Genomic DNA, 19,881 nt, shown 5'->3' on the forward strand with positions numbered 1-19,881 from the left:
GCGTAACCGGTTCTGTCAGATCATCCATAGAAGATGACAACAGAATCCGGTTACGCGGAATTGTTTATTTGGCGCTTGCACGCACCTGATAATCTTTCACTTCTTCAAAACGGATGGCTTTCCAGCGCTCAGCTTCATAATTGAGCGAGAAAGTATTTTGCGCCATATAAACCGGATCATTATCCAGATCATGGGCAATATCGGCACGATGCGCTGCGATGAAGCGGTCAACCTCTGCCGGATCATCAGCAGTAATCCAGCGGCAGATTGAAAAGCGCGACATTTCAAAGCCAACCGGCAATGAATATTCAATTTTCAAACGTTCGGTCAGAACGTCGATCTGCAATGCACCAACCACACCCACAATAGCAGGCGAGCCATCATCAGGGGTGAAAAGCTGCACCACGCCTTCTTCCGCCATCTGCTGCAAGGCTTCACGCAGTTTTTTGGCTTTCATGGCATCATCAAGGCGTACACGACGCAAAATTTCCGGTGCAAAATTCGGTACACCACGGAATAGTAATTCTTCGCCTTCGGTCAGCGTGTCGCCGATACGTAAAGTGCCGTGGTTTGGAATGCCAACCACGTCACCTGCATAAGCTTCATCAGCGATCTGGCGGGAGCGGGCAAAGAAAAACTGCGGCGCGGACAAGCTCATTGGTTTGCCGGTGCGGATGAGTTTTGCCTTCATGCCGCGTGATAATGTACCGGAGCAAACGCGCAAGAATGCAATGCGGTCGCGATGGTTCGGATCCATATTGGCCTGAATCTTGAAAACAAAACCGGTCATTTTCTCTTCTGTGGAGCTGACCAGACGGGTGTCGGCCTGTTGGTCACGTGGGGATGGACCATAATCACAGAAAGCTTCAATCAGATCGCGAACGCCGAATTTTTTAAGGGCTGAACCGAAATAAACCGGTGTCATATGACCTTCGCGGAAGGATTGCAGGTCAAATTTACGGCAAACGCCGCGCGCCATTTCAACACTTTCAATCCAGTCTGCACGCTGGTTTTCCGGCAACAATCGGGCCGCGCGCGGATCTTCAGGGCCATCGACTTTCAATGGCTGTTCCTGTGTGTCTTCGCGGCGGATTGTGTCGTTGTGCAGATCATATGTACCGGCAAAGCTTTTGCCCGAGCCAATCGGCCATGTGATCGGTGCTGTGTCGAGCGCCAGTTTCTCTTCGATCTCGTCGAGAATTTCCAGCGGGTCACGCGCTTCGCGGTCCATTTTGTTGATGAATGTGACAATCGGAATATTGCGCATACGGCACACTTCAAACAATTTGAGTGTGCGTGGCTCGATACCGCGCGCTGCGTCAATCACCATGACGGCACTGTCAACGGCAGTTAGAGTGCGATAGGTGTCGTCGGCAAAATCTTCGTGACCGGGGGTATCGAGAAGATTGAAGATGCAGTCTTTATACTCAAAAGTCATCACTGAGGTGACAACGGAAATGCCGCGGTCACGTTCAATATTCATCCAGTCAGAACGGGTCTGGATACGGTCTTTTTTTGCCTTTACTTCACCGGCAAGCTGAATAGCGCCACCGAAAAGCAACAGTTTTTCTGTCAGCGTTGTTTTACCGGCGTCCGGGTGCGCGATGATTGCGAAAGTACGGCGCTTCGAAGCAGGATGATCAGCAATAGGCATAAAAGGCTCGTTAAACTAGGGCGGGAAATCCCGCAAATAAGGATCAGCATGCAATAATGCGTTTTGCCATAAAGTAAAATCTAAATATGGCGAACGCTGAAAATCGCTGATGGTTCGGTTTTGATGTCGATATATTGAAGCTTGCTTTATCAGCTGTATGACTTTTCGTCGAGGCATAAAAAAACCGCCATGAAAGAGCTTCCATGGCGGTTGTAGGTTGGTTTGTTTCTTAGCGATTTTTGATGCCAAGTCCGAAAGCGATAAATGACCAGCCTTGGAAAATCAGGTCAATAGCAAGGAACAGACCTAAAATGAACAAGCTGTTGACTGGCCATTGCAGCGCAATCAATATACCTGTGAGTGCGGTGATAACACCGGCGAAAACCAGCCAGCCCCAACCCGTTGTCGGTTTGGCTTGGACGCCCATCCAAATACGGAAAATGCCGGCGCCGACCAGTGCAATGGCTAGCAGTATGGTCAATACACCCGCTGCAAGAACAGGATTGTTAAAAGTAACAACACCGGCAGCGGTATAAAGCAAACCGCTTAAAAGCCAGAAAAAGAAACCTTTCCAGGTTTTGACATTGAAAGCATGTATGATTTCAATGATACCTGCAATGAGCATCAGCATACCAACATAATAAACCGATACGACTGTTGCGAAGAAGAGATTTCCAAATGCAATGCCGCCCAGAATAAGAAGGGCGACCCCGAGGGCCACAAACCAACCCCATTTTGTTGAAACTTCAGTTTGGTGCAGACTTGTATCGCTTGATGCCATAATGCGCAGCTCCTATGAATGTGAAAGGCGATTTATAGACGTTTATAGCAAATATGAATGCATGCTTTTAATAAATTGCAGGCAAGTGACTTTTACAGTAACTCTATTCTTATGTAATAACAACCGTTTGACAGGATAGTTCTATTGTCACAAATCTCATTATTTTATGAATATTGGCCTCATATTCTTGCTGCGGTTTCAGTCGTGCTTGGTGCCGGTGCAGCAATCCATGCAACAATGACAAAACAGGAAGTGCGAACGGCCATCGGATGGGTCGGCGTTATCCTGCTTTCTCCCATCATTGGTGCCGTGGTTTATGCTGTCGCCGGTGTCAACCGTATCCGGCGCACGAGCTTGTCTTTGCAACGCGACAGGGACGCCCATATTGCGCTTTATCACCTGACACATTTTGATACGACCAATGAGAGTGTTTGCGAGCATTTCGGCAAGCCTTTTGCTGCTATGAAGATCTTGGGGGATGCGGTCAGCAAATATGATTTTACCAGTAGTAATGAAATTACCATGCTGGAAAGCGGTGATCTGGCTTATTCAGCCATGCTTGAAGCGATTGATAAAGCTGAAAACAGTGTTTTGCTGGAAACTTATATTTTTGACAGAGATCCGATCGGCATCCGCTTTGTTGAAAGTCTTTCGGCGGCGGTAAAACGTGGGGTTGAAGTGCGTGTGCTGGTGGATGCGGTTGGTGCACGTTATTCGATGCCAAGCATTGTCAGCCTGTTGAAAGAGCATAATGTTCCGGCGGAAGTGTTTAACGGCAATATTATTATCGGCCTGAAACTGCCTTATGCCAATTTACGCACCCATAGAAAAATTTTGGTGGTAGACGGGGCTGTGGCCTTTACCGGCGGCATGAATATCCGTGCTGGTTTCATGAGTGAATATTCCGGTGATAACGCAGCACATGATACGCATTTTCGCGTAGAAGGTCCGGCCGTTGCCGATATTTTCCACATTGCTTCTGAAGATTGGCGTTTTGCATCAGGCGAATTACTACAAAGCGAACAATGGAAAATAGCGCCACCTAAACGTCCGGCGGGTGAAGAAACGCTGGTGCGGGTGGTGGCAACCGGCCCCGACAAAAACATTGAAACCAACCATCGCATGATGATGGGGGCTTTTTCCGTGGCGCAGGATCATATTCTGATCATGTCACCTTATCTCTTGCCGGATCGCGAATTGATCAGTGCGCTGGTGACTGCTGCGCGGCGTGGCGTGGGCGTTGATATTATCGTGCCGGGTGTCAATAATCTGAAGCTGGTAGACCGTGCAATGCGGGCGCAGTTTGACCAGCTTTTGAAAGATGGTTGCAAAATTTGGCGTGCCACCGGTGCCTTCAACCACTCAAAACTTATGACCATTGATGGGGTTTGGTCTTATGTAGGTTCGTCCAATATTGATCCGCGTTCATTACGGCTGAACTTTGAGATCGACATGGAAGTGATGGATTATGAGTTTGCCGGTCAGCTGGAAGAACGTATTCGCGGGATCAAAAAGACCAGCACGCCGGTGTTGTTGGATGATTTGAGAAAACAGCCATTTCTGCGTCGTTTGACCGACAGAATTATTTGGTTGGGCTCGCCTTATCTTTGATTAAGCTCAAACGTTCCATCGCTGCTTCCAGATCAATATGCGCTTTAATCGGCAGGTGGTCGGAAGCAACGCGTGCCAACGGACTATCATGGACTTCAATATTGGTAATCAGATTGTGCGGGGCACCCATAATCCGATCCAACGCAAGAATAGGGAAACGAGACGGAAAGCTCGGAACTAAGCCTGTATTCGGGTTGAAAACCGGATCAAGTGCATTGAGTGAGGATTTTTTACCCACGCGCCACTCATTGAGGTCGCCGATCATTAAGGTTGGCAGGAACTCGGCATTGGCCATTGTGCTTAAAATGGTTTCGGCCTGTTGAGCGCGCGATTTTTTTAAAAGTCCTAAATGGGCGGCAATAATGCGCAAAGGGCCGTTGGCCAGCTCCAGATCAACCATCAAGGCACCGCGTGGCTCGACGCCGGGTAAAGAAAGCTGGCGCACTTCACGCACCAAACCTTCGCGAAACAGCAAAAGATTGCCGTGCCAGCCGTGACCGGATTCGGAAAAAGAGGTAATCGGCACGGGTACGAGGCCGGAATTTTGATAAAGGCGGCCAAGATCAAGCAAACCGGTACGTTCGCCAAAACGTTTGTCAGCCTCCTGCAACGCAATTACATCGGCATTGATTTCGCCAATTACATCGGCAATGCGTTCGGGTGCAAATTGTTTGTCGGTGCCGACGCATTTATGGACATTATAGGACGCAATAACCGTGTCGGTCGGGGTGTGACGCGGTTCAAACGGCTCATAAAAAGAGCGATTGCGGATGGCTGAAAGAATACTGCCGGATAGATTATTTGGGTTTAGTATCTTTCGCAAAATTTATGTCCTTGAGTGAATGCTCGTATATTCGTCTTGATCGTTGCACAGATATAAATAGTAATGACCATCATATAAAACCAAATGAGGCTTTAGTTTAACAATAAATTTTGAGATATTGCGACCATGAAAGAAACACTGGCTGTTGCATTGAGCGGAGCACTGGGCTCTGTTGCGCGTTACTGGATCGGCATCTGGATGCTGCCTTTAAGCAGGAATCTGCCGTGGGGTACAATCGGGATCAATATTACCGGTTCTTTTGCTATTGCTTTTTTTGGCACACTGACGATGTTGCAAGGACGCTACCCTTTGCCGGAAGTGTGGCGACTGGCTTTTATCGTTGGTGTTTGCGGCGGCTTTACGACATTTTCAACTTTCAGCTTGCAGGTTTTTGATCTTTTGCGGGAAGGGGCACCAGGTCGTGCCACGCTTAATGTTGTCATTTCAGTTATTTTTTGCGTATTGGCTGCCGCTGTCGGTTATTGGCTGGCAATGCGGTTGAATACGGCTAACTGATAAATAAAAGCCCCGCTTTGAACATTCAAAGCGGGGCTTTTGATTGTGAGAGGTGCTTTTATTCGTCGCCCATTTTGAGAGCTTGAATAAAGGCTTCCTGCGGAATTTCCACGCGGCCGAACTGACGCATGCGCTTTTTACCTTCCTTCTGTTTTTCCAGAAGTTTGCGCTTACGGGAAACGTCACCACCGTAACATTTTGCCGTCACATCCTTGCGCAGCGCCGAAATGGTTTCACGCGCAACGATACGGCCACCAATAGCGGCCTGAATCGGAATTTTAAACATATGCTGCGGGATCAGCTCTTTCAGCTTTTCACAAAGCACGCGGCCGCGTTTTTCGGCCGCACTGCGGTGCACCAGCATGGAGAGTGCATCAACAGGCTCTTCATTGACGAGGATCGACATTTTCACCAGATCACCTTCACGGTATTCCGAGAGATTATAGTCGAAAGATGCATAGCCCTTGGAGATTGATTTCAACCGGTCGTAGAAGTCAAAGACAACTTCGTTGAGTGGCAGGTCATAGGTGACCATGGCGCGTGGGCCGACATAGGAAAGATCAACCTGAACACCACGACGTTCCTGACAAAGCTTCAGGATGGACCCTAAATAATCATCCGGCGTCATGATAGTGGCGCGGATCCACGGTTCTTCAATCGAAGTGATCTTGACCACATCCGGCATATCGGCCGGATTGTGCAATTCAGCCACCGAACCATCAAGCATGTTCATGCGGTAAACAACGGACGGCGCAGTTGCGATGAGGTCAAGATTGAACTCGCGTTCCAAACGCTCCTGAATGATTTCCAGATGCAGGAGACCCAAGAAGCCACAACGGAAACCAAAACCCAAAGCCGCAGATGTTTCCATCTCGAAGGAGAAGCTTGCATCATTAAGGCGCAGTTTGCCCATTGCCGAGCGCAGATCTTCAAAATCTGCTGCATCAACAGGGAAGAGACCACAGAACACAACAGGCTGTGCCGGTTTGAAGCCCGGCAGCATTTCCGGCGTTGGACGACGGTCTTCTGTGATGGTGTCACCCACGCGTGTGTCGGCAACTTCCTTAATCGAGGCGGTGATGAAGCCGAGTTCACCCGGTCCAAGCTCATCAACGGCAAGCATTTTTGGGGTGAAAACACCAGTCCGTTCGACAGGATATTTAGCGCCTGTACCCATCATGCGGATGGTCTGGCCTTTTTTCAAAACGCCATCGATGATGCGCACCAGCACGATAACGCCCAAATATGTGTCATACCAGCTGTCGACCAGCATGGCCTTAAGCGGCGCATTACGATCACCGGCCTTTGGAGGCGGCAAGCGATTGACAATTGCTTCCAGCACATCCGGAATACCAAGGCCGGTTTTAGCCGAAATCATCACAGCATCAGATGCGTCGAGGCCGATCACATCCTCAACCTGTTCTTTGACGCGGTCAGGTTCTGCGGCCGGCAGATCAACTTTATTGAGTACGACAACGATTTCGTGATCGTTGTCCATGGCCTGATAAACATTGGCCAGAGTTTGCGCTTCAACGCCCTGAGAGGCATCCACCACCAAAAGTGAACCTTCGCACGCGGCCAGCGAACGCGAGACTTCATAGGCAAAGTCAACGTGACCAGGGGTGTCGATCAGGTTCAGCACATAATCTTCGCCATTTTGCGCTTTGTAGTGCAAACGGACAGTTTGTGCTTTGATGGTAATGCCGCGTTCACGCTCGATATCCATCGAATCAAGGATCTGATCCTTCATCTCGCGCGTTTCAAGTCCGCCTGTCGATTGGATCAAGCGGTCAGCGAGAGTCGATTTACCGTGGTCGATATGGGCGACGATGGAAAAATTGCGAATATGGTCAAGTGGTGTGCTCATGGGCGCGATTTAGCAGTTTTAGAGTAAAATTCAAAGCGGTATTGCAGCGACACAGTGGCAAAAGCGCTCATTGGGCACAGTATTTGACAATAGTTCTTTGCCAAATGCACAAAAGGGATTAAATCAGCCTCATAATTCTCATCAGAAACCCTTATATTCATTAAGGTTGATATACGTTATTCACATAGGAGCTCAGGCATGAATACCGAACCCAATGAAGTCCACAACAGACCAAAACTGGTTACTGTGATCGGCGGTTCGGGTTTTGTCGGACGCGCCGTCGTGGCTGCCCTTGCCAAGCGCGGCTATATGGTGCGCGTTGCTGTGCGCAAACCTGAAATTGCCTATTATATGCAGCCACTGGGCAATGTCGGCCAAATCCAGCTGGTACAGGCCAATGTGCGTTATCGCTGGTCGATTGACCGTGCCATTGCCGGATCGGATTATGTCATCAATCTGGTTGGTATTTTGGCAGAAAGCGGCCGTCAACGCTTCAATGCCGTGCATGTTTTTGGCGCAAAAAATGTAGCAGAAGCCGCGAGCGCACAGAATATTCCGCTTACCCATATGTCGGCACTTGGTGCTGATGTGAAATCAGCCTCCCATTATGCACGAACCAAAGCCGAAGGCGAAAAAGCTGTGCTCAAAGCATCTCCGGATGCAGTGATTATGCGCCCGTCGGTAATTTTTGGCATGGAAGACAAATTCTTCAATCGTTTTGCCAATCTGGCACGTTTCACACCGGCTCTGCCGCTTGTGGGCGGTGGCCAGACAAAAATGCAGATTGTCTATGTCGGTGATGTTGCTGAAACCATTGCTTTGTCGGTTGAAGGCAAACTGAAGCGCGGCACCACCTATGAATTGGGTGGCGCGGATATTCAGTCATTTAAAGACTGGATGCGCGACATGCTCAAGGTTATTGATCGCAAGCGTTTTTTCGTATCAATGCCTTGGTGGATTGCTAAATTTAACGCCCGTTTTCTAGGGCTGTTACCAAATCCGCTGCTGACTGTCGATCAGGTGACTTTGCTGAAATCTGACAATATTGTGTCTGAAGCAGCAGCTGCGGAAGGGCGCACCTTGCAGGCTATAGGCATTACGCCTCAGGGAGCTGATGCAATTCTTCCAGCCTATTTGTGGCGTTATCGTGTGGCTGGTCAATATACCAAGATGCGCGAAGCCCACTAATTGAATTGTTGAGATAAAAAAGCCGCCGGAAATAATCCGGCGGCTTTTTTTTATCTGAAATTAACCGGTTACTTATTGGGTAGCCGGTCTTTTTGTTTCCTTAGAAGCCAAGTGCGATACCGTCACCGCGCGGGTCGGCACCGCCTTCATAACCCTCGGCATGTTTGCGGATGGCTTGAGCATGACCAAGCGTACCTTCCCAGCCACTGGCCATTTTAACCGGATGACCACGCAGACGCAGCTCACGAATGACTTCTTCCGGTGTGCGCGATTCGAGCACCAGATCGCGCGAGACAGTGCCCCATGTGCGTCCCATCAGCCAGCGTGGCGCTTCGATCGCCTGCTGCACGTTGAAGCCGAAGTCGATCATACGGGTGATCATTGCAGCCTGTGTTTGCGGCTGGCCTTCGCCACCCATGGTGCCATAGGCCATCACCGGCTTGCCATCCTTCATCAACATGGCAGGAATGATGGTATGGAAGGTGTGTTTTCCAGCTTCCAGACAGTTTGGATGCTTTTCATCCAAAGCAAAGAACGAGCCGCGGTTCTGCATGATGATACCAGTATTACCGGCAATCACTGCAGCACCGAAGTCGTGATAAATTGACTGGATATTGGAAACCATCATGCCATCGGCATCAGCTGCACAGAAATAAACGGTGTCGCCATCCGGCGAACGGTGGGCGAAATTGCCGCCGTGTTTTACACCGGGTTCGATTGCGTCGAAACCTAGCACAGTTTCATCATTGATGAGCTGTTTGCGTTTTGCTGCATATTCCTTCGAGAGGAAAGTATCGAGCGGAATTTTGACGTGTTTAGGATCACTCAGCCATTCGTCACGATCAGCAAAAGCTACCTTCACCGCTTCTACTAAATGGTGATAATAAGCGGCGGTGTTGTAGCCCCATGATTTGACATCATATTGCTCCAGCAAATTCAGAATTTGCAACGCTGCAAAGCCTTGCGTTGCTGGTGGCAGCTGAAACACGTCATAGCCACGATAAGTCGAAGTGATCGGCTCTGCCCAAGTGGCATGATATTCCGCAAAATCCTCATAGCGCAGAGGGGAGCCCTGGGCTTCCATGGATTTTGCCATTTCTTGTGCGATCGGGCCTTCATAAAAGCCTTTGCGCGGCCCATGTTCGGCCAGATATTCAAAGGTTTTCGCCAGTTCCGGCTGAGCGATGAACTCACCGTCCCGTTGTGGCTTGCCTTTTGGCAGAAAGATGCGTGCCATATCGGCATTGGCATTAAGGATAGCCTCGTCCGTAACAAGCCAATCGGCCAGCGAGCGTGACACTGCCATACCGTGGCGGGCATAATGGATCGCATCGGCAAACAAATCAGCCCAAGGCAGCTTGCCATAGCGTTCATGCGCCAGACGCCAACCGTCAACCACGCCCGGTGCCGTAAGAGCTGCCAATGCGCCCCGCATCGGAATCTGGTCGGTGTGGCCGTGTTTCTCATAAAACTCGCGGGTTGCGAGTTTGGCAGCAGGGCCTGTTGCCTCAATCGCTTCAACGCTTGAAGCTTTACCGCCAGCGATAAGCAAGAAGGCGTCACCGCCAAGGCCGGCCATATGCGGGTAAACCACACAAAGAGTGGCGTTGATTGCAATAGCCGCATCAACAGCGCTCCCGCCGCGGCGCAATGCTTCCTGTCCGGAAGCTGAAGCCAGATAATGCGGGGAGCTGACCATACCGCGCTTGGCGAAAACTGCCGGTCTGCCGGTTCTTGGTCCATCAGCGTTAATCATATCAAACCCTTTATACTATTTTAAAAAGCAGATGACTGATCAGTCACTTATTTAGCTTTGGGAGGAAACAGCACACGCTGTAGCGGGGGGATGATGGCGGCAATGCTTAATGCCACCATGCCGATTGTCGACATTATGCGCCAATCATTCGTGGTGCCAAGGCTGACCAATGGCAGTGCTACGATGAACAGCACGAATGAAACACTCAAGTAAGACAAACGATTTTGCAGAATACGCTTAATCATAATCTGTCTCCTTTATTGTACGATCAAAGCGAGGATGACGGTGGCAATGCCTGTCAAAACGAATGCCGCGATTGTCCAAGGCATTGTTTTACGCAGGATTGCACCTTCCTGACCATTGATACCGGTTGTACTTGCACCCATAACCACATTAGCAGGGGCAATCGCATTACCAATGGCACCACCAGCACTTTGTGCAGCCAGAATGGTTGATGGCGGCAGACCTTTCGCTTCAGCCAGATTGACTTGCAATTCCGAGAACAGAACCTGCGAAGAGGTGGAACTGGAGGTGATAAATGCACCCAAGATGCCGATACCATTGGCGAGGAAAGCAAACACATAGGTCGGAGCAATGGCTGCGATACCAAGGGCGAGCATGGTATTTTGGCCGGTGAGTTTCATGATCGAAGCCATAACAAGGAAGGCAATGATCGGAACTGACGCAGGAATTGCGCTGGCAAAAAGACCCTTAACCACACCCGGTATTTCTTTGCCGGTGGCTTTTGCCCATTGCTTGAAATAACCAAGCTTGGTGAAGCAGAACCATGTGATCAGCGCGGTCACTGTGATTGTTGCACCTGGATGGGCAAACATATGCAGTGGTGAATAGCTGGCAGTTGCAGCCGTTTCAACACCCATACCTGTGGTAGTGGCAGGGAAAGGCAAACCGAAGTTTGGGATGTAAAGCCATGCATGAAGACGGTCGATCAGCGAGGTGCCGAGTGCTAAAATTGTCAGCAATGCATATGGCGAGAAGGCTGCCAATGTATCCATTGGCGGTTCTGCACCGGTTTCTTCCAAATGGGCTGCTTCCTGCATGGCAGGACGATCAACAATGGTTTCATCGGCTTCCTTGTAGCGCGACCATTGCGACAGCGGATAAAGCGCGAGCATTGCCAATGCAGCAGGCAAGAAGGCTGCCAGAATCGGGTCGATAGAGACCACCAAAAACTGACCTACACCGTGGATGAATGCGATGATGAGTACAAGCGGCCAACCGGCACGAACCGCTGCACCACGACCATACATCCAGACAACCATAAAGCCGCCTAGAACAGACTGTATCGCAATCAGGATTGCAGCTTGCAGCCCCATGGAAAGGCTTGTGGCAGCATCCATTTCGACAACTTGCAAGGTTGCAAGCCAGCCGACACCCAATGTGCCGTAAAATTTTGCCCAGATATGCGCGATGATCGGAATAGCAACCGCATAAACCGGACGCATACCAAATGCGACAAGCAGGGGAGCAACAACGGCAATAGGTGTACCGAACCCATCAATCCCTTGCAAGAAGGAAGTGAATACCCAACCGAGCGCTACAATGATGAAAAGCTCATTGCGGGACATGCGGGAAATCCCGCGCCGCAAGGCATCATAGCCACCGGATTGGTTCATGATTTGATAGAGCAGCAATGCAGGCCAAATCACATAGAGGATTGGCATTGCGTCCCAGATACCGCGGGCAGAGGCAATGGCCAATGCGCGTGTCGAGGCTTCAAAGGCAAATACCGCGACGCCTGCCGCGATAAAAATACCGGTGGTGCCGGCTTGCTGTGCTGTCCAGTTCATACCCACCATGAGCACAATCAGGGCTACTATGGGAGCAGCGGCCAACAGCCAGTGTAGTAAGTTTAAATCTAATGACATTTTATACCATTATTTTTTATCTCCCGAAGGAGAAAAGGGGGGGCGCGGTCTTTATGTGGTTAGACATTTCATTTCATATAATAAAAAGTATTCATTGATTGTAATCAATCTTATTAAATTGATTGCTAATATTATAATAAGTTAAGGTTATTTCTTATGGTTAAGAAATATAAATATCAAATATATGTGATAATTTATTACGTTTTTTATCTGTAATTTGTTTTAAAGTAATAGATTATTATTGTTACCTTTTATTAATTTTTATAGTTCTGATTAAGTTTAAATGCGGGAATGTTTATTCAGTTATCTGATTTCGTTGTTATTTTGCTTAATATTGTTCTTTGAATATGTTCTTAGGGAAAATCGGGTAACAAAAAAGCCCGCGCAAGCGGGCTCTTTGAGGTGCTTCTGGACCTTGGTAGTGGTCTGAAGACTTAGGAATGGTGCCCAGAAGAGGACTCGAACCTCCACGCCCTTGCGAGCGCCAGCACCTGAAGCTGGTGCGTCTACCAATTCCGCCATCTGGGCGTTGGTGATCCGTTTAAGGGGCTAAACGTCTGCTGTCAATCGGCTTTTTATAAAGTTTTGATATTTTTTAGGCTGTCTTGTGTAAAAAAACTATAAATAATGCCATTCATGTGTTTTCAGTTTGTCTTAAGATGTTCTAAATCTCCAGAATGGCATTATATTTGAAGCACTTAATCCGCTGAGAGCACTTGCTTGGAAGCAACAGTCGAATCGGCATTCAGCTTATAAATGATCGGCACGCCGGTATTGAGTTCCTGTGAGAGGATTTCTTCGCTGGTCAGGCCGTCAAGCGCCATGATGAGGGCACGCAGTGAGTTGCCGTGGGCCGCAACCAGCACGGTTTCGCCACGTAAGACATGCGGCTGGATTTTGTGCAGGTAATAAGGCCAGACACGGGCACCGGTATCTTTCAGGCTTTCACCGCCCGGAGGGGGCACATCATAAGAACGGCGCCAGATATGAACCTGTTCTTCGCCCCATTTGGCGCGGGCATCATCTTTGTTGAGGCCGGAGAGGTCACCATAATCGCGCTCGTTGAGTGCCTGATCACGGATGGTTTCTAAATCAGATTGACCGAGCTGATCAAGTATATGCTGGCATGTCACCTGAGCGCGTGACAAATCGGATGTGTAAGCAATATCGAATTTCAGGCCAGCGGCTTTCAAGCGTTCACCGGCGGCTTTTGCTTCGGCGTGACCTTGTTCGGTCAGGCCCGGATCACGCCAACCGGTAAAAAGGTTCTTTAGGTTCCATTCACTTTGACCATGACGAACGAGAACGAGAGTGCGGGACATGCTTATGCGCTCCTTGAAAGTTAAAGATGATGATCAGTCGTTCAGACCAAGTACATCGAACATGGAATAAAGGCCTGGTTTTTTACCCGTTGCCCATAAAGCTGCTTTAATCGCGCCACGGGAGAAAACGGTGCGGTCTTCTGCGCTATGTGCCAGCGTGACATGTTCAGAGGAACCAGCAAAAATGACTGAATGTTCGCCAATGACCGAACCACCGCGTAGACTTGCAAAACCGATTGTGCCGGTTTCTCTGGCACCTGTAATGCCGTCGCGGCCACGTTGGCTAACCTCATCCAGATTGACATGACGTCCATCAGCAGCGGCGCGTCCCAGCATTAAAGCAGTACCGGATGGCGCATCGACTTTATGTTTATGGTGCATTTCCAATACTTCAATGTCGAAATCTTTTGGATCGAGTGCTGCTGCTGCTTTTTTAACAAGCCCTGCCAGCAGATTAAGCCCCAAGCTCATATTGCCGGATTTGACAATTGTTGCATGACGCGCGGCGGCTGCGATTTTTTCTTCGTCTTCAGCACTCAGGCCAGTGGTGCCGATAACATGGACGATACGGGCTTGTGCAGCATAACCGGCATATTCAATGGTTGCTTCAGGACGGGTGAAATCAAGCACGCCTTCGGCTTTGGAAAAGGCGGTAAGCGGATCATCTGTGATGGCGACGCCGATTGGTCCAAGACCTGCAAGCTCGCCGGCATCACGGCCTATCAGCGGTGAACCTTTGCGCTCGATAGCGGCGGCAACGCGCACACCGTCGATCTCGGCAATGGCACGGATAAGAGCCTGTCCCATACGGCCACCCGCACCAACAATTACCAAGCCCATATCGGCGTTTTGTTCACTAGCCCCACTCATAAGTGTTCTCCTGTCGTCTTTTCATTCTCATGTTCGATCAATGCTGCGTCATTGTTTTTGCCGCTTTGCAACTGATAGAAACGGGCATAAATACCATTTTCCATAGCGATCAGATTGCGGTGAATACCTTCTTCAACCACGTAACCATTTTCCATTACAACGATATGATCGGCATTGACGATGGTTGAAAGACGATGCGCAATTACAATGGTCGTGCGCCCTTGCATGACATGTTCCAATGCCTGCTGAACGCGTTTTTCCGATTCATTATCAAGTGCCGATGTTGCCTCATCAAGCAACAAGATCGGCGCGTTACGGATGATGGCACGGGCAATGGAGAGGCGCTGACGTTGACCGCCGGAAAGGGTAACGCCATTTTCACCAACCGGCGTATCATAACCATTGGGTTGCTGAACGATAAATTCATCCGCATGGGCAAGTTTGGCAGCTTCCAGTATTTCTGCATCCGTTGCATCAGGTCGACCATAGCGGATGTTATCGGCAATGGTGCCTTCAAACAGATAAGGCTGTTGCGACACGTAAGCAATTTGGTGACGCAGTGAATCCTTGGTGACTTTCGCAATATCCTGATCATCGATAAGGATTTTGCCGCTGTCGATATCATAGAAGCGTTGGGTGAGGGCAATCAATGTTGATTTCCCAGCCCCTGATGCTCCCACAACAGCTGTGACTTTGCCGGGTTCAGCCACAAAACTGATTCCATGCAAAACTTCTGCTTTGCCATAAGAGAAGCGCACATCATCAAAACGGATTTCACCTTTGCCGACCTGTAATGTGCCGGCATCAGGCGCATCCACCTGACGTGGTTCAATGTCGAGGATTTCATAAATCATCCGCGCATTGACGAGCGCACGTTCAAGGCCGACCTGCAAACGCGCAAGGCGGCGTGCCGGATCATAGGCCAGCAACAGTGCCGTGATGAACGCAAACATGGCGCCCGGCGGCTCTTGATTAATGATGGCGCGATAACCGCCATAGGCAAGAACACCGGCTACGGCAAAACCGGCCAGAATTTCAGAGATCGGCGTGGTGCGCTCAGAAACGCGGGCGATTTTGTTGGAACGCTCTTCAGAGCGGTCAATCAGATTATAGAGTTTACCGCGCAGCTGATCTTCCATCGTAAAGGCTTTGACGATCGCAATACCTTGTACGGATTCCTGCATCGCGCCAAGCAAATGCGAGTTAAGGTCAACCAGATCACGGGTGACCGTGCGGATACGGCGTGAAATATAAGAAACCGCATAAATCAGCGGCGGGCCGATAAGAAAAACGACAAGCGAGAGCACCGGATCTTTATAGAACATCACCGCAACAAGACCAACAAGACCGATCACGTCGCGAGTGATTGAAGTAATGGTGATGCTCATCACGTCACGGATACCGTTGACGTTTTGATTGATCTGGGCCGCCAGATGGCCGGATCGGGCATCACTATAAAAATCAAGGCCAAGCTTCATCAGGTGGTCGAACATACGCTTTTGATAGCGCGCCACAAGATTATTGCCAATTTTGGCCAACTGAACAGATTGCACATAGCTGGCCAAACCGCGCACGATAAAGGCCAGAAATAATGTACCGCAAATGATCGGGATGAGATCAATTCGCTGTTCATAGAAAATCTTATTAATGACCGGTTCCATCTGGAACGCCAGAAAACCGCTGCTGAGCGCGACCAGAAGCAGAGCAATAATGGTCACCGCATAGGTACCTTTATAATCACGCGCGTTTTCAGACAAAACGCGGCGGATAATACTGCTGGCTTCAGTAGGGTCGATTTTCTTTTTTTTCTTCCGTTTAATCAAGCTAAAGGCACTTTTCGTGAGGCAAAAGCCTTGGACTGCCAAAGCTGTTTGCGGTTGAAAATGCTGTCACCAATGCCTGAAGCTTTGAGCTTTCAAGCCAGAGGTTCCGGCGGCCGGTCACAGACAGAATGCGAGTTCGCCTGAGACAGAATTTCCTATAACCTTATCAGAGCCTGTTGACCATGCCTAATGCATGGCCATTTTATTGTGGGACAAGAAAATAAACTATTTTTGAAAATCATCATGCAGGTTTTAAGGGCGGTTTTCGTTAAAAATTTAATCGGCACTAATCCAGCGACGGCCTTCGGTAGCAACCTGAAAACGTGCCGGACTGCGGGCAAAGGCCGAAAGACCGTTTAGAGCCGCCAATTGATGGGTGACGATATGAACGGGGATATCACGCATAATATGAGAATGGGGGGCTTTATCTTCAAAATTGGCACGGAAGGTGCCTTTTTTAAGAATGGAAACAATTTTTTGTGAAATGCCGCCGGAAAGATAAACGCCGCCATGTGCCATGAAAATAAGTGCCAGATCACCGGCAATGCGGCCAAGATAGGCAGCAAACAGGTCAAGCGCTTCAATGGCTTGCGCGTTACTTTCTTCCAATGCGGCAGCGGTAATATCTGCCGGAGTGTTCAATACGGGTTTCATAGTATCCGCAGTGCAAATGGCCTTATAAAGATTGCACAAGCCGCGACCACAGAGAATCTGCTCGGCAGCCACACGGCCTTCGATTGTTTCGACATGCGGGAAAATTTCATAATCGCGCTTGGTGCGCGGGCCTAAGTCAATATGGCCGCCTTCACCAGGAACCGGTATCCATGAACGATGTGCGCGCAAAAGCCCGGCCACACCCAAACCAGTGCCCGGCCCAAGCACCACGCGGGTGGCCTTGATTTCTCCGGATCTGCCGCCGATTTGTTCCAGATATTGGCTGTCGAGGGAAACGGCGGCGAGGGCTTGTGCCTCAAAATCATTGAGAATGGTGACATCTTCAAATGTCATAGTTGCGATCAATTGCTTTGGACGCACCACCCACGGGCAGTTGGTGAGTTCAATTTCATCGCCGTCAACAGGACCGGCAACAGCCAGTACCGCTGATCGTGGTTGCAAGGAAGTATGGTTTAAAACTGTGCTTTGAATGGCTTCATCAATACTGGCATAATCGGCAGTGTTGATAACCGGAAATTCTCGCGGCTCGGCATGGGCATCAACAAGAATGGCAAAACGCGCATGGGTGCCGCCGATATCGCCGACCAGTACAGGAAATTTAAAAAATGGTTCGCTATTAAAATTATCAGGCATCATATTTCCTGTCAGTTACCAAAGAAAAAGTGATTTTAAGTGTATATCGGTTTTCAGTTCAGTGCTTTGATCAGCATCTCGGCGGTTGCCCGGTTCAAAGCCATCGGCAAATTATAGACACTGCCAAGGCGGGTGAGTGCTTTCACATCCACATCATGGGGCAATGGTGACAACGGATCGATAAAGAAAATCAACAGTTGCACGGTGTTTTCAGCAATCATAGCTCCTATTTGCTGATCGCCGCCCAATGGCCCGCTTTTAACGCGCTCTACATTTAAAACGGGACAGGCATCTTTAATCAAACCGCCGGTGGTGCCGGTGGCGACAATTTCATATGCTGCTAATTCTGCCTGATGGGTTTTGGCAAAATCAACCATATCATTCTTTTTCTGATCATGGGCGATCAGAGCTATACGCTTAATTTTTACCAATTTCAGCGATCCTTTATCAAACTCAAAAAACTGCCGGATAATGATCCGAAACGCGTAACCCGCATTGGTTGCTAGCATAAAATTTGCAAATTTTTATGTCATGACAAACAATGCTTAAATCGTTTGAAATCTATAGCTTACATATGTTTCAAAAGAAAGGGCTGGTCATTAGCCAGCCTTTTCGCAAGGTTTTGTTTTATGGATAGAGTGTCACTTCCGCCGCTGATGCGGGTGAGGGCGCATTGAGAAGTGCAGCACAAGCTTTCGGCAGAGCCGAAACCATCATAGGCTTTGGTTTTGGTGCCGGTTTATCCGATGGTTTAGCCGGTTTCCAAGGTTCGTCGGTAAACCACCATGCCAGCGATTTATCACAGCCGTCGCCCTTGGCAACCTTGTCCTGAGGCTTGCAATTGGGTGAACCCGGCTGGCAACTCATACGAATATGGAAGTGATAATGGTGCCCCCAATAAGGGCGCACTTTACCAAGCCATGAGCGGTCGCCGGAAACCGTATCACAAAGCTGTTTTTTTATGCCCGGATGCACGAATAACCGCTCGACCTGAGGGTTGGAGGCTGCGTGCTTCAGCAATGCCGTATGTTTGTCCGACCACTTTTTAGGGTCGACATAAAGGCTGTTATCTTTCAACACCGAAACGGCAGAGACATCTTCACGCTGTTGATTGGTATAACGCTTGTTTGGCATAGGATTGAGCCAGATATCTGCATCAAGTCCAACCTGATGCGAGGCATGACCGGTCAGCATCGGGCCGCCGCGCGGCTGTGAAATATCGCCTACCAGCAGGCCGTTCCAGCCATCTTTTTTGGCATCGCGTGAAAGCTGCTGCAGCATAGCAATAAGATTTGGATGGCCCCAATTGCGGTTACGCGACAAACGCATCACCTGCCAGTCTGGGCCGTCAATCGGCATTGCCACAGCGCCGGACATGCAACCTTTGGAATAAAAGCCGATTGCTTGCGGTTGAGCATTCAGATTGGGTAATTTCATTGCGCCGAAGGCTTGTTTTGCAGGCATGTCTTCAGCTTGCGCTGTGGGCACTGCAAGTATACTCAGACTGAATGTTGTGAGCAATATGGCGGCGTTTTTCAAAAAAAAGCGTTTTTCAGACATATGGATTTTCCAAATGATGATGAAATTTTTTAATCTTTGTGCGAGCGCCAGTTCGACTTTTCCCACATGGACTTAAAAGCAATGCGATAATTCGGATAGATAAACTGATAGCCGGTTTCGGTTATTTTTTTATTAGAAACGCGTTTGTTCTCGCCATAAAAAGAACGCGCCATCGGGGTCATTTCAGCCTTGTCGAAATCAATTTCTTCCGGCGGTGTGACACCCATCAATTCGGCGGCAAAAGTCACCACATCCTGTGGCGGTGCTGGTTCATGATCGGTAATGTTGAAAATACCGTCGATTTTTCGCGTGCTTAAATATTCAAGCGAGCCGGCAATATCTTCCACATGGATACGGTTAAAAATCTGGTCTTTTTTAATAATACGACGTGCGGTACCGCGTGCCAAATTAACAAAAGCATTGCGGTCAGGGCCATAAATGCCGGAAAGACGTAAAATTGCGACCGGCATTTGGTATTTTTCGCCTAAAGCCAGCCATTGTTTCTCGGCTTTTATCCGCTCGTTTGAACGCTGTGCCGATGGGTTGCAGGCAGCCGTTTCATCAATGAGTGCGCCCTTATGATCGCCATAAACACCAACGGTGGAAAGATATCCGATCCATTCAATTTTATTGTCAGGTGCATTTAATGCATCTTCTACATGGGGTAAGGCCGGATCGCCGTCTTTGCCGGGTGCTGCCGAAATGACAATATGAGTGGCGTTTTTTAAATGACTTGCAAAATTCGGGTCAATTGCATCTTCTGCAAATACGAGTGGCTCAATGCCATATTGTTTTAACGTTTCAAATTTTTCTATTGAGCGGGTTGTGCCATAGATGGATTGGGCATTGTCTTTCATTTTCTGTGCGAAAAATTGCGCTGAATAACCTGCACCGATAAGAAAAATCCGCATAG

The 19,881-nt window shown here is 49.1% G+C and carries 17 protein-coding genes and 1 tRNA gene; 3 read left to right on the forward strand and 15 right to left on the reverse strand.

The genetic code is table 11. The features are described from left to right. Positions 1 to 64 precede the first annotated feature (64 nt). Both ACI0FR_RS14015 and ACI0FR_RS14020 read right to left on the reverse strand, forming a co-directional pair. A complete protein-coding gene (locus tag ACI0FR_RS14015) occupies positions 65 to 1,654 on the reverse strand; it encodes a peptide chain release factor 3 (RefSeq protein WP_404906137.1) in 1,590 nt (529 codons plus the stop codon). A 229-nt stretch (positions 1,655 to 1,883) separates the two neighbouring features. Further along, positions 1,884 to 2,435 carry an HdeD family acid-resistance protein gene (locus ACI0FR_RS14020; RefSeq protein ID WP_374833527.1) on the reverse strand — a complete coding sequence of 184 codons (552 nt, stop codon included), beginning with the start codon at positions 2,433 to 2,435 and terminating at the stop codon, positions 1,884 to 1,886. Between the two features lie 153 nt (positions 2,436 to 2,588). Between ACI0FR_RS14020 and ACI0FR_RS14025 the strand changes: the two genes are divergently transcribed. Continuing rightward, positions 2,589 to 4,046 carry a phospholipase D-like domain-containing protein gene (locus ACI0FR_RS14025; RefSeq protein WP_374833644.1) on the forward strand — a complete coding sequence of 486 codons (1,458 nt, stop codon included), beginning with the start codon at positions 2,589 to 2,591 and terminating at the stop codon, positions 4,044 to 4,046. Here the strand turns inward: ACI0FR_RS14025 and ACI0FR_RS14030 are convergent. Beyond that, positions 4,018 to 4,869, reverse strand: a complete 852-nt coding sequence (locus ACI0FR_RS14030; RefSeq protein WP_404906136.1) for an endonuclease/exonuclease/phosphatase family protein — start codon at positions 4,867 to 4,869, stop codon at positions 4,018 to 4,020. The genes ACI0FR_RS14025 and ACI0FR_RS14030 overlap by 29 nt on opposite strands. A 126-nt stretch (positions 4,870 to 4,995) precedes the next feature. Between ACI0FR_RS14030 and crcB the strand changes: the two genes are divergently transcribed. Further along, on the forward strand, positions 4,996 to 5,385 hold the full coding sequence (gene crcB, locus ACI0FR_RS14035) for a fluoride efflux transporter CrcB (RefSeq protein WP_404906135.1): 390 nt from the start codon (positions 4,996 to 4,998) through the stop codon (positions 5,383 to 5,385). 58 nt (positions 5,386 to 5,443) lie between these two features. On the opposite strand, the gene lepA is transcribed toward crcB, so the two are convergent. Then, entirely contained in the window at positions 5,444 to 7,252 is a 1,809-nt protein-coding gene (gene lepA, locus ACI0FR_RS14040) for a translation elongation factor 4 (RefSeq protein ID WP_374833533.1), read from the reverse strand. A 198-nt stretch (positions 7,253 to 7,450) separates the two neighbouring features. On the opposite strand from lepA, the gene ACI0FR_RS14045 reads away from it, so the two are divergent. Continuing rightward, complete coding sequence (locus ACI0FR_RS14045; RefSeq protein ID WP_374833535.1) at positions 7,451 to 8,440, forward strand: complex I NDUFA9 subunit family protein; 990 nt, start codon at positions 7,451 to 7,453, stop codon at positions 8,438 to 8,440. A 100-nt stretch (positions 8,441 to 8,540) separates the two neighbouring features. Here the strand turns inward: ACI0FR_RS14045 and ggt are convergent, their stop codons facing one another. From ggt to ACI0FR_RS14100, 11 genes are all read right to left on the reverse strand, one after another. After that, positions 8,541 to 10,196: a gamma-glutamyltransferase gene (gene ggt / locus ACI0FR_RS14050; protein WP_404906134.1), complete on the reverse strand. Its 1,656-nt coding sequence runs from the start codon at positions 10,194 to 10,196 to the stop codon at positions 8,541 to 8,543. A 47-nt stretch (positions 10,197 to 10,243) separates the two neighbouring features. Continuing rightward, a complete protein-coding gene (locus tag ACI0FR_RS14055) occupies positions 10,244 to 10,441 on the reverse strand; it encodes a hypothetical protein (RefSeq protein WP_374833539.1) in 198 nt (65 codons plus the stop codon). A 12-nt stretch (positions 10,442 to 10,453) separates the two neighbouring features. Beyond that, positions 10,454 to 12,085, reverse strand: coding sequence for an L-lactate permease (locus ACI0FR_RS14060; protein WP_404906133.1), 1,632 nt, complete (start codon positions 12,083 to 12,085; stop codon positions 10,454 to 10,456). A gap of 441 nt (positions 12,086 to 12,526) precedes the next feature. After that, a tRNA-Leu gene (locus ACI0FR_RS14065) sits at positions 12,527 to 12,613 on the reverse strand. Between the two features lie 170 nt (positions 12,614 to 12,783). Further along, positions 12,784 to 13,407, reverse strand: coding sequence for a 2,3-bisphosphoglycerate-dependent phosphoglycerate mutase (locus ACI0FR_RS14070; RefSeq protein ID WP_374833543.1), 624 nt, complete (start codon positions 13,405 to 13,407; stop codon positions 12,784 to 12,786). Positions 13,408 to 13,440: 33 nt separating this feature from the next. Then, positions 13,441 to 14,277, reverse strand: a complete 837-nt coding sequence (gene dapB / locus ACI0FR_RS14075) for a 4-hydroxy-tetrahydrodipicolinate reductase (protein WP_404906132.1) — start codon at positions 14,275 to 14,277, stop codon at positions 13,441 to 13,443. After that, positions 14,274 to 16,100, reverse strand: a complete 1,827-nt coding sequence (locus tag ACI0FR_RS14080; protein WP_374833547.1) for an ABC transporter ATP-binding protein — start codon at positions 16,098 to 16,100, stop codon at positions 14,274 to 14,276. Before ACI0FR_RS14080 ends, dapB begins: the two co-directional genes overlap by 4 nt. 276 nt (positions 16,101 to 16,376) lie before the next feature. Further along, complete coding sequence (locus tag ACI0FR_RS14085; RefSeq protein ID WP_374833549.1) at positions 16,377 to 17,408, reverse strand: glucokinase; 1,032 nt, start codon at positions 17,406 to 17,408, stop codon at positions 16,377 to 16,379. A gap of 53 nt (positions 17,409 to 17,461) precedes the next feature. Continuing rightward, the gene (locus ACI0FR_RS14090) at positions 17,462 to 17,839 is read right to left on the reverse strand and encodes a methylglyoxal synthase (RefSeq protein ID WP_374833551.1); all 378 of its coding nucleotides are present in this window, start codon (positions 17,837 to 17,839) and stop codon (positions 17,462 to 17,464) included. Between the two features lie 196 nt (positions 17,840 to 18,035). Next, entirely contained in the window at positions 18,036 to 18,872 is an 837-nt protein-coding gene (gene mepA, locus ACI0FR_RS14095) for a penicillin-insensitive murein endopeptidase (protein WP_404906187.1), read from the reverse strand. Positions 18,873 to 18,997: 125 nt separating this feature from the next. Next, on the reverse strand, positions 18,998 to 19,879 hold the full coding sequence (locus tag ACI0FR_RS14100) for an SDR family oxidoreductase (protein ID WP_404906131.1): 882 nt from the start codon (positions 19,877 to 19,879) through the stop codon (positions 18,998 to 19,000). Between the last annotated feature and the right edge of the window lie 2 nt (positions 19,880 to 19,881).

Source organism: Paenochrobactrum sp. BZR 201-1 (genome assembly GCF_044987585.2).
Taxonomy (GTDB): domain Bacteria; phylum Pseudomonadota; class Alphaproteobacteria; order Rhizobiales; family Rhizobiaceae; genus Paenochrobactrum; species Paenochrobactrum pullorum.

Bases quoted from the DNA above. Each gene is read 5' to 3' on its own strand.
- mepA (WP_404906187.1), bottom strand. From the start codon at position 18,872: ATGCCTGCAAAACAAGCCTTCGGCGCAATGAAATTACCCAATCTGAAT.
- ACI0FR_RS14015 (WP_404906137.1), bottom strand. From the start codon at position 1,654: ATGCCTATTGCTGATCATCCTGCTTCGAAGCGCCGTACTTTCGCAATC.
- ggt (WP_404906134.1), bottom strand. From the start codon at position 10,196: ATGATTAACGCTGATGGACCAAGAACCGGCAGACCGGCAGTTTTCGCC.
- ACI0FR_RS14100 (WP_404906131.1), bottom strand. From the start codon at position 19,879: ATGCGGATTTTTCTTATCGGTGCAGGTTATTCAGCGCAATTTTTCGCA.
- crcB (WP_404906135.1), top strand. From the start codon at position 4,996: ATGAAAGAAACACTGGCTGTTGCATTGAGCGGAGCACTGGGCTCTGTT.
- dapB (WP_404906132.1), bottom strand. From the start codon at position 14,277: ATGAGTGGGGCTAGTGAACAAAACGCCGATATGGGCTTGGTAATTGTT.
- ACI0FR_RS14055 (WP_374833539.1), bottom strand. From the start codon at position 10,441: ATGATTAAGCGTATTCTGCAAAATCGTTTGTCTTACTTGAGTGTTTCA.
- ACI0FR_RS14020 (WP_374833527.1), bottom strand. From the start codon at position 2,435: ATGGCATCAAGCGATACAAGTCTGCACCAAACTGAAGTTTCAACAAAA.
- ACI0FR_RS14070 (WP_374833543.1), bottom strand. From the start codon at position 13,407: ATGTCCCGCACTCTCGTTCTCGTTCGTCATGGTCAAAGTGAATGGAAC.
- lepA (WP_374833533.1), bottom strand. From the start codon at position 7,252: ATGAGCACACCACTTGACCATATTCGCAATTTTTCCATCGTCGCCCAT.
- ACI0FR_RS14060 (WP_404906133.1), bottom strand. From the start codon at position 12,085: ATGTCATTAGATTTAAACTTACTACACTGGCTGTTGGCCGCTGCTCCC.
- ACI0FR_RS14085 (WP_374833549.1), bottom strand. From the start codon at position 17,408: ATGCCTGATAATTTTAATAGCGAACCATTTTTTAAATTTCCTGTACTG.
- ACI0FR_RS14045 (WP_374833535.1), top strand. From the start codon at position 7,451: ATGAATACCGAACCCAATGAAGTCCACAACAGACCAAAACTGGTTACT.